13 protein-coding genes are annotated in these 13,186 nt (G+C 67.8%); 6 read left to right on the top strand and 7 right to left on the bottom strand.

Features of this window, described 5'->3' with window-relative positions; genetic code table 11:
• Positions 1-13: 13 nt before the first annotated feature.
• From HLH25_RS00290 to HLH25_RS00275, 4 genes are read right to left on the bottom strand one after another with little or no spacing between them, the layout of a single operon-like run.
• Complete coding sequence (locus tag HLH25_RS00290) at positions 14-370, bottom strand: hypothetical protein (RefSeq protein ID WP_182972167.1); 357 nt, start codon at positions 368-370, stop codon at positions 14-16.
• Between the two features lie 38 nt (positions 371-408).
• Positions 409-1,413: an HlyD family secretion protein gene (locus tag HLH25_RS00285; RefSeq protein ID WP_310888924.1), complete on the bottom strand. Its 1,005-nt coding sequence runs from the start codon at positions 1,411-1,413 to the stop codon at positions 409-411.
• A gap of 12 nt (positions 1,414-1,425) precedes the next feature.
• Positions 1,426-1,620 (bottom strand): DUF1656 domain-containing protein, encoded by a 195-nt coding sequence (locus HLH25_RS00280; protein ID WP_114726545.1) that lies wholly within the window; start codon positions 1,618-1,620, stop codon positions 1,426-1,428.
• Positions 1,617-3,695 (bottom strand): FUSC family protein, encoded by a 2,079-nt coding sequence (locus HLH25_RS00275; protein WP_182972165.1) that lies wholly within the window; start codon positions 3,693-3,695, stop codon positions 1,617-1,619. The genes HLH25_RS00280 and HLH25_RS00275 overlap by 4 nt, the downstream gene beginning before the upstream one ends.
• A gap of 261 nt (positions 3,696-3,956) precedes the next feature.
• Between HLH25_RS00275 and HLH25_RS00270 the strand changes: the two genes are divergently transcribed.
• Both HLH25_RS00270 and HLH25_RS00265 read left to right on the top strand, forming a co-directional pair.
• A complete protein-coding gene (locus HLH25_RS00270; protein WP_182972164.1) occupies positions 3,957-5,099 on the top strand; it encodes a metallophosphoesterase family protein in 1,143 nt (380 codons plus the stop codon).
• Positions 5,096-7,786 (top strand): AAA family ATPase, encoded by a 2,691-nt coding sequence (locus tag HLH25_RS00265; protein WP_246400722.1) that lies wholly within the window; start codon positions 5,096-5,098, stop codon positions 7,784-7,786. The genes HLH25_RS00270 and HLH25_RS00265 overlap by 4 nt, the downstream gene beginning before the upstream one ends.
• Here HLH25_RS00265 and HLH25_RS00260 read toward each other — a convergent pair whose 3' ends face one another.
• From HLH25_RS00260 to HLH25_RS00250, 3 genes are read right to left on the bottom strand one after another with little or no spacing between them, the layout of a single operon-like run.
• Complete coding sequence (locus HLH25_RS00260) at positions 7,787-8,140, bottom strand: DUF2834 domain-containing protein (protein ID WP_182972163.1); 354 nt, start codon at positions 8,138-8,140, stop codon at positions 7,787-7,789. It abuts the gene before it with no gap.
• A gap of 28 nt (positions 8,141-8,168) precedes the next feature.
• Complete coding sequence (locus tag HLH25_RS00255; protein ID WP_182972162.1) at positions 8,169-9,317, bottom strand: acyltransferase family protein; 1,149 nt, start codon at positions 9,315-9,317, stop codon at positions 8,169-8,171.
• On the bottom strand, positions 9,314-9,892 hold the full coding sequence (locus tag HLH25_RS00250) for a TetR/AcrR family transcriptional regulator (protein ID WP_182972161.1): 579 nt from the start codon (positions 9,890-9,892) through the stop codon (positions 9,314-9,316). Before HLH25_RS00250 ends, HLH25_RS00255 begins: the two co-directional genes overlap by 4 nt.
• Before the next feature lie 139 nt (positions 9,893-10,031).
• Between HLH25_RS00250 and moaB the strand changes: the two genes are divergently transcribed.
• From moaB to HLH25_RS00230, 4 genes are all read left to right on the top strand, one after another.
• Complete coding sequence (gene moaB / locus HLH25_RS00245) at positions 10,032-10,580, top strand: molybdenum cofactor biosynthesis protein B (RefSeq protein WP_182972160.1); 549 nt, start codon at positions 10,032-10,034, stop codon at positions 10,578-10,580.
• 35 nt (positions 10,581-10,615) lie between these two features.
• On the top strand, positions 10,616-11,191 hold the full coding sequence (locus HLH25_RS00240; RefSeq protein WP_182972159.1) for a DJ-1/PfpI family protein: 576 nt from the start codon (positions 10,616-10,618) through the stop codon (positions 11,189-11,191).
• Positions 11,192-11,306: 115 nt separating this feature from the next.
• On the top strand, positions 11,307-11,918 hold the full coding sequence (locus tag HLH25_RS00235; RefSeq protein WP_182972158.1) for a POTRA domain-containing protein: 612 nt from the start codon (positions 11,307-11,309) through the stop codon (positions 11,916-11,918).
• Positions 11,919-12,134: 216 nt separating this feature from the next.
• Complete coding sequence (locus HLH25_RS00230) at positions 12,135-13,076, top strand: metallophosphoesterase family protein (protein ID WP_182972157.1); 942 nt, start codon at positions 12,135-12,137, stop codon at positions 13,074-13,076.
• Positions 13,077-13,186 lie beyond the last annotated feature (110 nt).

The following is a 13,186-nucleotide window of genomic DNA, read 5'->3' as shown; positions in this document are numbered from 1 at the left end:
TCCACGCAGGCTTTTAGTCGTTGCGGCTCAGGGGGAGGCTGACTGTCTGCCCCGGTTTGGTGCCCTTGATCGTCAGGGTGGCGCTGTTGGCCGAGACGAGGTGCAGCGTGACCTGCGGGTCGTGGCCCGGCGATTGCAGACCATCCTTGCCGAGGGGCGCCAGCGTGACCTGGTGCGGGGCGTAATTGCGCAGTTCGTCGGGCAGGGTGGCCTGCACCTGATGATGGGCGTCGGGCGCGCCGACCACGACCGGAGAGAGGCCCATGGCGGCCCATTCGCCGGTAAAGGGGCTGGCGGTGCCTGCCGCATGGGCCTGGGTGACGGAGAAAGCCAGCAGCGCGCCGGCGGCAAGGGCATGAAGGCGGGGCATGGCGTACTCTCCGGGTCTGTCTCGTTGTCGGGCGGACCTTACCGCTTCCGCTCCGTGTCCGACAGGGGCGCGCCGGCCTGGTCGTGCAGCACGGCGTTGGGCGGTTTGGGGCGGATCAGGAAACGCTTCACCCCGTCGAACAGGCTGGCCCATGACAGGCGGGGCCGCCGGCCGTCCGGCATGACCATCGCGACGCTGGCCGTCATGCCCGCCGAGAGCGTGAGGCCGGCGGGGATGGTGTCGATATGGATGCGGACCGGAATACGCTGGGCCAGCCTGACCCATGTATAGACCGGATTGACCGAGGGCAGGCCCTGGGTGGAGCGTTCGGCGTTGGTGGAGGAAATGCCGCGCGTGATGCTTTCCACATGACCCCATAGCGGTGTGGGCACGCCCATCAGGTCGATGCGCATCAGCGCACCGCGATAGAGGCCGCGCAGCCGCGTTTCCTCGAAATAGCCGTCGACCCAGAAGGAATCGGCGTCGATGACCTGGATGTCGGCCACGCCGGCGGTTGCGAAATCGCCGACGCGCATCGTCAGGTTGGTGACGTAGCCGTTGACGGTGCTGTGGATTTCGGTGCGTTCCAGGTTGATGCGTGCCTGCGACAGGGCGGCCAGGGCCTCGGCATACTGGGCCTTGGCCTGTTCCGCCACGGCTTCGAACTGCTGTTTTTCCTCGGCGGAGGCGGAGGCCGAGGAGAGTTGCTGGCGGCGCTGGTGCTGGGCCAGGCGCAGGGTCATGTCGGCCTGGCGTTCGTTGACGCGGGCCGTGGCCTGCGCCACCGCGATGCGGAAATCGAACGGGTCGATGGTGTACAGCACGTCGCCGCGATGGACGTACTGGTTGTCGGTGACCTTGATATCGATGATCTGGCCCGAGACGCGGGGTGCGATATTGGCCACCTGGACGCGCACCTGGCCGTTCCGGGTCCAGGGCGCCGCCGTGTAATATTGCCAGAGCGCCAGCAGGACGACCGTGGCGAGGGCCAGGATGGCCAGTGTGGTGGTTATCCGCATGACCATGCGGGCACGTTCGAACACCATCAGACCCTTTTAAAGAAGAAAGACATAGAGGCCGACCAGGCAGATCAGGATGCCGAATTCGGCCAGCGGCACGTTCCACAGCCGTTTCTGCACCATCCGGCTGGCCAGCAGCGGGCGCAGGGCCATCAGGGTGAGGACCGCCAGCCCGGCATCGACCAGGAAGGAGGCGATTTCGACCCCGGCGATGGTGATGGTCGGCGTCATCGCGCGGACCCCGGCACGGGCAGGATGCCGTAATGGCGCAGGGCGCTTGCGTTGCGGTCCAGCAGGCGGGCGGCGCCGAACAGGCCGGAGACCGCGCCGATCAGCGTTTCGCGGTCGGCAGGGGGCAGGCTGTCGACCGCCGCCAGCAGGTGGGTGGCGTGGCGCAGGATCGGAGCCCCGGCTTCGGACAGGTTGAGGGTGCGCAGCATGTCCTGCGTGCGGGCGACCGGTTGGGCCACCGTCGGGATGGTGGCGGCGCGCATCAGGTGGCGGCGGGCGCGTGCCAGCGCGCCGTTGAGGTCGCCCAGGGATACGATGCGGTCGAACACGCGCAGGGTGATGGGCTTCTGCGGCAGGTGGCCGGTCCAGGTCCGGGCCTGGAGCAGGCGGTCATATTGCCGGCTGATCAGCAGGGGGCCGGCGATGTCGCCTTGTCCGGTGAATTGGCGCCGCAGGGTCATGGCGACCGCCATGGCGATGCGGAACCGCCGGCGGCGGGCCGAGGGCGGCGCCAGCGTCAGCGCGAAATACAGGATGATCGCGGCGAGCATGTAATAGAGATTGCGGTCGACGAACTGGGTCGGGTCGTAATTATGGACATTGTCCAGGCCCAGCACGATGAAGAAGAAGACCCCGAAATTCAGCCCGATCGGCATCAGGCGCGGGTGGATCAGCAGCAGGCAGCTTGCGAAGATGATCGGGGCCAGCATCAGCGCGAAGAAGACCATGCCCGAGCCGTAAGGCAGGATGCGGGTATCGAGGATCATCGCGCAGACCGTGGATAGCGGCACGCCGATCAGGGCGCCCATGCCGAAGGCGCGGGTGTCGAAGGTCGTGATCGACAGGGTGAGGATGCTGGCGACCTGCAACAGGGTGGTCGTCGTATCCGGCAGGCCGCTGAGGATGCAGACCAGGGCGGCGGCGGCGAAGCCCGTCATGACCCGCGCGCCATTCAGCATGGCCAGCACCGGGTCCTGCTGGCGGGCGATCCGGACCTTCTGGGCGAGGCGGGGGGCGGTGCGGCCTTCTTCGAGCGTGCGGATGCCGTCGCGGACCCAGCGCCCGTAGGAGAGCAGGGCCATCGTGCGTTCGATCAGGTAAGCCTCGGCCGGAGTGAGGGGGGGCTCGTCGGGCTCGCGGTGCAGCAGGTCGTTCAGCGCCTGGCCGGCTTCGTCTTCATTGGCGAAGGGGGTGCCGTCGCCGAAACGCTGGCGCACGCGGGCCAGGAGGGCAGGCCGGACCTCCTCGTCCATGCGCAGGATGCCGCTGATGGCGCGGCTGCATGAGATCATGTCCAGCATCGCGACCATTGCCGAGCGGGCGCCCGTCATGCGCAGGGCGCTGTCGGCGAGTTCGGTGCGGGCGAACGAGACCTGGCTGGTCAGCGCCATGATGCGCCCCGCCAGGGATACCCAGGTGACGTCGTCGGGTGCCGCGAGCCCGTGGACGGCGTCGCGCCCGATCTGCTGCACCTGGGTCGCGCCGTGGCGCAGGCCGGTGGCCAGCCGGTGCCAGGCGGAGGGCGAGCCCGTCACGTCATTGACGATGGCGACCGAGACGATGCCGATCGTGATGGCGGATACGCGGAAGATCGCCACGTCGAAGACGTTCTGCGGGTGGTCGATGCAGCCGATGCCGATGATGGCGACCGTGTAGCCCGCCAGCAGCGCGCCATAGGCCCGGAAATCGCGTGCCAGCGTGCCCAGCACCACGCAGAGCCCCAGCCACAGCCCGACACCGCCCAGAAACATCAGCCGGTCCTGCCCGAAGGTGGCGATCAGGCCGATGGCGACCGCCGCGCCGGCCAGGGTGCCGGCCATGCGGTACAGGGCCTTGGACAGGATCTGTCCGCGCAGGGGCTGGCTGAGGATCATGACCGTGACGCCCGCGCTGGCCGGCGAATCGATCTGCAACCAGAAGGCCGCGCCCAGCGCCAGCATGACGGCGGCCCAACTGCGCAGGCAGAAGGCGACGCTGCCAGGCGGCAGCCAGGACGGGCGTGCCGCCGGTAGCCAGAGCCAGCGCGCGAGCGCCGCCGCCCTGGCCGTTCCGCCGCCCTGTTCCATCGCCTTCATGGTTCTCCATCTGCTCGTAAGCCGCGGACTATGGCGGCTGTGGGCGAGCCGTATATGTCCGGCTTGCGACAAACCGTATCAGGTGCCGGAGGTTCCGGGGATCGGAAAAGTATGGATTGGAAAATGAGCGATTGGATAAAGGAAGATTTCCTATTGTCTGTATGGAGTGGGTTTTGTTCAGGGAAAATGATGGCTGGTATGCAGAGGGAGCAGTCCTGTCGTCCCTCTGGCCGTTGTCGCCGGATCGGGCAATAAGAGGGCATGCGCCTGCTTCATACGTCTGACTGGCAGATCGGTAAGGTCTTCCGCTTCGCTGACGACGATATCCTGCCCGTCCTGCAACAGGAACGGCTGGAAGCGATCGGCCGGATCGGCCGTCTGGCCCGTGCCCAGGGGGCGGACTGCGTGGTGGTGGCGGGAGATATCTACGACCATCTGCGCCCCTCCGAACGCACGTTGCGCCAGCCGGTCGAGCGGATGCGTCAGTTTCCCGACCTGCGCTGGCATCTGATTCCCGGCAATCATGATTTCAACGAGCGGGACGGGCTGTGGGACCGGCTGGTGCGGACCGGGTTGCCGGATCATATCGTGCCGCATCTGGCCCATGCGCCGGTGCCGCTGGATGAAGGGGGCACGGCGTGGCTGTTGCCCGCCGGGCTGGGGCATCGGCATGTGATCGGCGACCCGACCGCGTGGATGGAGGGGGCGGCGACGCCGGAGGGGGCGATCCGCGTCGGGCTGGCGCATGGGTCGGTGCGCAGTTTCGGGGAGGATGCACCGGGGCATAATCTGCTCGCCATCGATCGGGCGCGGCAGGCTGGGCTGTCTTATCTGGCGCTGGGCGACTGGCATGGCGCCGTGAAGATCGATGCCCGGACCTGGTATTCGGGCACGCCGGAGGTGGACGGGTTCGATGTCGGCGGGGCGGGGGGCGGACAGGCGCTGCTGGTGACGCTGGACGGGCCGCGGGCTGAGCCGGTGGTGGAGCTCCATGTCGTGGGGCGCTTTCGTTGGGAGCGCGCGCAGGCGGTGCTGACCTGCGCCGACGATATCGCGGCGCTGGAGGGCCGGCTGCGCGCGCTGGACCCCGACGACCCCAGCCGGGTGCTGGTGTGGCTGGCGGTCAGCGGGGCGCTGGGGCTGCCGGACCTGGAGGGCTGGCAGGCGCGGATCGTGGATGGGCTGGGGTCGGCATTGCGGCTGCTGCGGATCGATGGCGCGCCGGGGCTGGCGGCGTCATCGGACGATCTGGAGGCGTTCGGGCCGGGAGGGGCGGTGCGGGCCGCCGCCGAGACGCTGGCGCGGCAGGCCGGTGAGGGGGACGATGCGGCGCGGGCGATCGCGGCCGCGGCGTTGCAGCGGCTGTATCTGCTGGCGCGCGACGGGGCCGGAGGGGTGGCATGAGCGGCGGCATGATTCTCCGGGGGCTGGAAGTCGAGCAGGTGCGCCGGTTTGGCGACGCGGTGCGGCTGACGGGGCTGGGGCCAGGGATCAACCTGCTGGGGGCGCCGAACGAATTCGGTAAATCGACGCTGCTGGCGGCGCTGCGGGCGGTGTTTCTGCTCGCCCATGGGTCCAAGGCGGGGCCGGTCGCCGCCCTGCAACCCTATGGGGGACGGGGGGCGCCGCGTATCGCCGTCGATTTCACGCTCGACGGATGCGACTGGCGGTTGGAAAAGCGCTTCATGCAGCGCGCTTTCGCTCGGCTGGAGGGCGGGAGCGAACGGTTGGATGGTGACGCGGCGGAGGCGCGGCTGCACGATCTGCTGGGCGTGGAAGCGGGCCGGCGCGGCACGGAGGCGATGGGCCTGCTGAATGCGCTGTGGGTGACGCAGGGACACAGTCTGGTGCAGCCGGATTTTTCGGACCCGGCGCGGGCGACCATCCGCTCGTGCCTGGAAGCGGATCTGGACGCCATGACGGGGGGGGATGCCGCCGGGCGGGTATTGTCGCGGGTGGACGCCGACCTGGCTGTGCTGGTCGATAAACGTGACAATCCGCGCGGTCGCTTTCGTGCGGCGAAAGAAGGCGAGCAGGAGGCCGCGGCCGAACTGGCGCGGCTGGACGGTCGTCGGCAGGCGCTGGAGGATGATTTGAGCGCCATGGCGGATTTGCGCCGCCGCCTGGCGCATGAAGATGACGCCGATCGGCGTGAGAAGGAACGTGCCGATCTGGCCGAGGCCGGGCGGGTGCGCGATCGGTTGCGGGACTATGATGCCCGGTATCGGACCGCGCGTGCCGTGCGCGACCATGCGGCGGCGCAACTGGTGGCCGTGCGGCAGGATCTGGCTGCGCGCGCGGCCTGGGAGAGCGATCTGGCGATCGGCGTGGCGCGGATAGCGGAACTGGACGCGGCGTTGGGTGCCGCGCAGGCGGCGCAGGATGCGGCGGCGGCGGCGCATGCCGGGCGGCTGGAGGCGGTGCAGGTGGCCGATGCCGCGCGTCGCGCCGCACGCGAGGCGCTGGATCGGGCTGCCGGCAGGGTGGAGCGGGCGCGGCTGACGCATGAGCGGCGCGAGGCGGCGGCGGCGCTGGATCGGCTGGAGCAGGCGGCGCAGGCGGTGACGCGGGCGCGCGCGGAACTGGATGCCTGCGCGATCGACGATGCGCGGATGGGGACGATCCGCAAGGCGGAACGGGCGCTGGATGCGGCGCGGGCCGCCGGCCGGGCGCAGGCGACGACGCTGGACGTGGCCCTGGCCGATGGTGCGCGCGGGCGGCTGATGCTGGATGGGCAGGCGTTGGAAGACGGCCGCATTGTGGTGACGGATAATGCCGTGCTGCGGATCGAGGGGATCGGTACCATCACCATCGCACCGGCCAGCCATGGGCGCGATGCGTTGCGCGCGGAATTGGTGAGGGCGGAAGAGGGGCTGCGTCGGGCGCTGGAGGCGGCTGGGTGCGTTGATGTTGCCGGTGCCGAGGCGGCGCTGGCCGTAAGGCGGCGGACGGAACTGGTCTTTCAGGCGGCGCAGACGGTGTTGGGCGGCTTGCTGGCCGCTGCCGGCCAGGTGCCGGCGACGGCGACGGAGGCCGCCCGGCAGCGGCTGGCGGACCTGGATGTGCGCATTGCCCGGATCGGTGAGGCCGAGGCGGACGGTGCGGCGGGCGACCCGCTGGAGTTGCTGGATGCGGCGCGTGAGGCGATGCAGGTGGCCGAGGATGCGTATGAAGCCGCGCATCGGGCGCTGCTGGCCCCTGACGGGACGATGCGTCGGGCGGCGGATGAGCTGGCGCGCCTGCGGGCCGAAGCGCAGGTGGCGCGCGATGGCGTGGCCCAGTTGGCGCGCGACCTGGAGGCGGCGCGGGCGGTGGAGGCGGATGATGCGCTGTCGGCCCGGCTGGCGGCCAGCCTGGACGCTGCCGGGATGGCGGAGCAGGCGTTGCTGCGCATCGAGGAGACGCGGCCCGACGGGACCGAGGCTTTGGCCGATGCCGCGATCCTGCGGTTGGAGCGCACGATTCAGGACGGGCATGCCCGTCTGGCGGCGCTGCGGCAGGAGATGGCGGCGCGCGAGGCCCGTATCCGCGCGGCGGAGGGCGATGGGCTGGACGAGCGGATTGCGGCGCAGGAGCGCCTGCGCGCGGCCCATGCCGCCGAGGATGCGGCCTGCGAACGCGAAGTGGCGATTCTGAAGTGCCTGCGCGATGCGGTGGCGGCGGCGGAGCGGGCGGCGACCGAACGCTATCTGGCGCCGTTGGCGCGCGCGGTGCAGCCGGCGTTGAGCGCGCTGTTTCCGCGCGCCGTGGCCACGGTGGAGCCGGATTTCAGCATCTCGGCGCTGTCGCGGCGGATCGACGAGCCGTTCGCGACTCTGTCGGACGGGACGCGGGAGCAGATCGCGGTGCTGGCGCGGCTGGGACTGGCCGACCTGATGCGGGCGCGGGGGCGGCCGGCGATGCTGGTGCTGGATGACGCCCTGACCTATGCCGACTCGGGGCGGCTGGACCGGATGTTCGACATTCTGACCGAAGCATCCGGGCGGATGCAGATTCTGATCCTGACCTGCCGGACGGAACTGTTTACCGGGCTGGGCGCCCGGCGGCTGGCGGTGGAGCCGGTGGGGGGGCAGGATCGGTCGGCTGGCTGATCAGGGGGCTGGTTGATCGGGTCCGGCGCGGTTCGCGGTCCGCGCCGTCGGGCCTTGCCGCATGAACAGCATCAGGGGAAAGCCGCACGATACGCCCACCAGAAGCGTTGCGGCGTAAATCGGCCAGATCCGGGGCAGCCTGCCGGCCCGCCGTTCGGCCCAGGAAAACCGAAACAGCACCAGCGCGGACACCACGATATCCGCGGCGAAGAAAAGGCTGATCCGGTTGGCGGCCAGATCACGCGCGAAAGCGCCGGGCGCCAGTCCGTGATCCAGCAGCCAGGGGATGAAGAAGGCATAGGGGATCACCGTCCCCAGGATGCACAGCGCAAGGTAGCGGTATCGTAAAGACATTGTTGTCTCCGGCGGTTTTGGCGGACGTTCAGAAGAGATGGAGCCATGACGCGGGGCTGGCGCCTCGGCGCCGCGCGACTGCGGTGCAGAGCGGGTAAAGCAGGCCCATGCCGGCCAGCCAGACCAGAAGCCCGATGGCGTAGTTGGTGCCGAAAGGGAAAAAAATCGTGCCGATTACGGCGAACAGCCACAGATGGGCCAGGTAGAACGCCAATGGCGCGCGTCCGAAGGCTATGCACAATCCTGCCAGCCGACTTCGGGGCGCGCGGGACAGGCAGCGGAACAGGCAGAGCGTGCCGCCCAGCATCGACAGGACGAATACCGGCGACGGCGGGTATTTGACGAGATTGAGAAATTCCCGCCACGACCCGTCGCGCGGCGCGCGCAGGTTGCCGAAGGTGCCGTGCCAGCGCAGCGCGAGGCCCAGCAGGAGGCAGGCGATGCCGATCCATAAGGACGCCTGTATCGTCCTGTCGGGGTGCCGGACCAGATATTGGCCGAAGAGATGGCCGAACAGCGCGATACCCAGCCATGGCAGCACCGGATATTCGACATAGAGTCCCCCCGTCTGCCCGGCCACCAGAGCCAGTCGGGCGAGCATGCCGACCGGCGATATCGGGCTGTCCGGCAGGAAGAGGGAAGGCGACGACACACAGAACGCGGCAAGACAGGCTGTGGCGACAGGTCGTCTCGACAGGGGCCTGAGCAGGGCGAGCAGGAGGGTACACAGCCCCAATGTGGTCAGCACCGTGACCGGCAGCCAGATGGCCGGCCCCGCCCCCGGCCAGCCTCCCGGAGCGGCGCCCGTGCGGTCGCCATGGATGCCGACCAGCCATGCCGGCACTTCCACAAACCAGCTCAGCAGCACGAGGAGGACGCCGCGCACGGCTGTGTGCCTTCTCAGTCGTCCTGCGGACCAGTCCGTCCGGCGGGCGGCCAGCAGGGCAATCCCGCTTCCCATCCAGAAGAAGAATCCTGGCGCGCAGAGATCGGAGAGAAGACGGAGACCCAGTTGGAGGCGGTCGGCCAGGGTGTCTCCGTAGCGCGTCCATGCGCCGGCCCAGAATTCGACCGAATGGCGGCGCACGACCAGCGCGTTGACGTGGTCCATGGCCATGATCAGCATGATGGCGCCGCGGGCCGCATCGATGCCGGGGACCCGGACTGGCTGCGTCATGGGGCGTGGCCCGCAGGGGGCAGGAGGTCGAGAAAGGCATCGACCGCTTCGGTCAGCCGTTCCACCTCGCCGGTTGCCGCCAGTTCGAGGGTGGCGCCGCGCAACATCGCGATCGTCATGCCGCCCAGCAGGCGTGCGGTTTCGGGCGATGCCCCCGCGTTGCTGAAGCGGGCGCTGATCGTGACCAGCCAGAAATGTGCGGTACGCCGCGCGTAATCGCCGAACAGGTCCGGATCGCGGGTGGCGATCGCGTACATTTCGTAGAAAAGGCAGAGGGTCGGCCGCATCTGGGGTTGGGCCAGGTACCGCCATGTCGCCTTGAAAATGCGTTTCGGATCGCCCTGCCGCGGCAGCGTCGCCTCCAGCGTGGCTCTCCCGGACTCGCGGATCGTGTCGAAGACGGTAGCGAGCAACTGCTCGCGCGAACCGAAATGATACAGGATCGTGCGGTGGCTGGTGCCGATCGCCGCCGCCAGGGCCCTGACGGAAAAGGCGGCCACGCCGTTTGCGACGACATAGGCGATGATCTGTTCAAGGAGGCGCGGGCGCAGGTCGGGGTCCACGGGGCGGGGCATCGGCACAGCCTTGTTTTTGATCCACGTGGATCATTAACAAAACATGCCGGGTATCTGTCAACCGCGCCGCGCCCTGTGGATTGATCCTGTGGATTGAAAAGACGTTGACGCCCATTCCGGCGATGGAGAACATGCCGCCATGTCGAAACTGGATCTTTCCCGTCCCTTCCTGCCCGTCCGTATCGCGGTGATGACCGTATCGGACACGCGCACCCTCGAAACCGATACCTCCGGCGCCTTGCTGGCCGAGCGGATCGTGGCCGCCGGGCATGAACTGGCGGCGCGCAGTATCGAACCGGACGATGTGGACCACATCGCCGGCTGCCTGAAGGAATGGATCGCCGATCCCGATATCGACGTGATCATCTCGACCGGGGGCACCGGGGTGACCGGCCGCGACGTGACGCCGGAAGCCTATGAGCAGGTGCTGGAAAAGCGCATCGAGGGGTTCGGCGAACTGTTCCGCATGCTGTCGTACCAGAAGATCGGGACCTCCACGATCCAGTCGCGTGCGCTCGCCGGGGTGGCGAATGGCACCTATCTGTTCGCGCTGCCGGGGTCGAGCGGGGCCGTGAAGGACGGGTGGGACGATATCCTGGTCTGGCAGCTCGACAGCCGGCACCGGCCCTGCAATTTCGTGGAACTGATGCCGCGTCTGCGCGAGCATATGCCAGCATCGCACGACTGAACGATCGACCATCGAGAACGGGGGGGGCGCAAGCCATGAGCGCGAAGAAAATCCTGCTGCTGGCGGGTGATTATGTCGAGGATTACGAGATCATGGTCCCGTACCAGGCATTGTCGATGCTGGGGTTTACGGTCGATGCGGTCTGTCCGGGCAAGAAGGCGGGCGAGCATGTGCTGACGGCGATCCATGATTTCGAAGGGGCGCAGACCTATAGCGAGAAGCCGGGCCATCGTTTTGCGCTGACGGCGGATTTCGATGGGGTCGATGTGGCGGATTATGCCGGGCTGGTGATTCCGGGGGGCCGGGCGCCGGAATATCTGCGGCTGGATCAGCGGGTGATCGACCTGGTCCGGGCCTTTGCCGGCCGGCCGGTCGCCGCCGTGTGCCATGGGGCGCAGCTGCTGGCAGCGGCCCGCGTGATCGAGGGGCGCACCGTGTCGGCTTATCCGGCCTGTCGGCCTGAGGTGGAACTGGCGGGCGGGGTCTATGCCGATATCGCGGTTGACGACGCGGTGACCGATGGCTGGCTGGTGACGGCGCCGGCGTGGCCCGCGCATCCGCGCTGGCTGGCGCAGTTCATCGCCGTGCTGGGCGTACAGGTGGCGATCTGATCGGTTCGCGGCCGCCCATGACGTGTCCCGGCATTGGCATGGGCGGATAGCTGTGCATCATGGACGGGCAAGGGCGGCGTTTCGGTCGCCCGGTCATGCTTGGGAGAATTCCGTCTTGCGCACCCGTCATCTTCTGGCCCGCTCGGCGCTGGCCGTTGCGATCGCCACCGGCTTTGCCTCCGCCTCGTTTTCCGGCCCGCAGGCCCTTGCCGCTTCGCCGCCGGCGGCCAACGCGCCGCTGAAGCTGAAATCGCTGGCCATTACCGGGAACAAGCTGGTCTCGACCGACGAGATCCTGGCGGCGCTACCGTTCCATCAGGGTGATACCGTGACCCGCGACCAGATCGCCGCCGGCGCGCAGGACGTGATGGGCGTGTATCAGAAGAAGAATGTGGGCCTGAAATTCGGCCAGAAGATGAAATTTGTCGGGGCCGCCGTCTATGTCGAGTGGATGATCGAGGAGCAGGCGCCGGAAGTGGTGCAGACCGCGCTGGTGGTCGACAAGATCGTCTTCGAGGGCAACAAGAAGCTGTCTGCCGCCGACCTGACCAATGCGACGAAGCTGCGCCCCGGATCGACGATCGATCAGGCGGCGATGGCGGCCGACCAGGCGGCGGTGCAGAAGGCTTATCAGGCGCATGATATCAGTGCGGCGATCCAGGTGGTGCCGTCGCAGGCCCCTGGGAGCAATCATGTCGTGCTGACGTATCAGATCAGCGAGAAATAATACGTGTATGGGCGGGGGACGGCTGTTGGCCGTGCCCCGCGCTCTTGGAACCGTGGCTGCTGCGGCGACCGCGTTGATCGGGACCATTCAGACGGCGGGGGCGCTGGTGGACCCGTCATATGAATCCTTTATGACATTGGCTGTCTGCCGCTTCGTTTCGTGCGCGGGAATGCGACACTGCCGGGATCGTTCATCGTGGCCCGGAGCATTTCTGCCATGTTTCAGATCAATCGACGTTCCTTTCTTTCCCTGACGGGTGGATTTGCGCTGGCGGGTGCCAGCGGCGCGCGGGCGGCGGTGCCGAACCGGCCGCCGATGCGCGCGCATGAGCCGTTCACCTTTCTGTTCATTACCGACACGCATCTTCAGCCGGAACTGAACGCGCGGGGGGGATGCCACGCGGCCTTTATCAAGGCGCGCAGGGTGCCCGCCGATTTCGCCATTCAGGGTGGCGACCATGTCTTCGATGCGCTCGGCGTCAATGCCGCGCGGGCCACGATGCTGCTGGACCTTTACAAGCGCACGGCCGACGACCTGACGTTGCCGGTTCATCATACGATCGGGAATCACGATTGCTTCGGCGTCTATACCAAGAGCGGGGTGCAGCCGACCGACCCGATGTACGGCAAGAAATATTTCGAGGATAATTTCGGGCGTCTTTATTACTCATTCGACCATAAGGGCGTGCATGTGGTCGTGCTCGATTCCATCGGGATTACGGAGGACCGCATGTATGAGGGGCGGATCGACGCGCCACAGATCGCGTGGCTGGCCAATGATCTCGCCGCCCAGCCTGAAGGGATGCCGATTATCGTGGTGACGCATATCCCGCTGGTGACGGCCGTCCAGGATTATGCGGCCCCGCCGGAGACGCCGCCCAAGCATCATGGGATGAGCGTCGTGAATGCCTACGAGGTTATTCCCCTGTTCGACCGTTATAATGTCATCGGGGTGTTTCAGGGACATACGCATGTTCTGGAGCGGATCGACTGGCACGGTGTGCCGTATATTACCGGCGGCGCGGTCTCGGGTAACTGGTGGCATGGCACGCGCTATGGCACCCCGGAAGGGTTCATGGTCGTGGACGTTGCCAACGGGGCCGTGACGACGCGGTATGAGACCTATGGGTTTCGGACGGTCGATCCGAAGAATACGTGAGGAAAGCCGGTTTATGGGCTGAGGTCTGACCGCCTTGCCGACGCGGCCGCCCTCTTCGCGAGAGAGCGGCGTGGTGGACGCACGCCGGGATTTGGTGCCGGCGTGCGTCT

Source organism: Gluconacetobacter dulcium (genome assembly GCF_014174165.1).
Taxonomy (GTDB): Bacteria; Pseudomonadota; Alphaproteobacteria; order Acetobacterales; family Acetobacteraceae; genus Gluconacetobacter; species Gluconacetobacter dulcium.
This window is presented reverse-complemented; position numbering and strand designations above follow the sequence as displayed.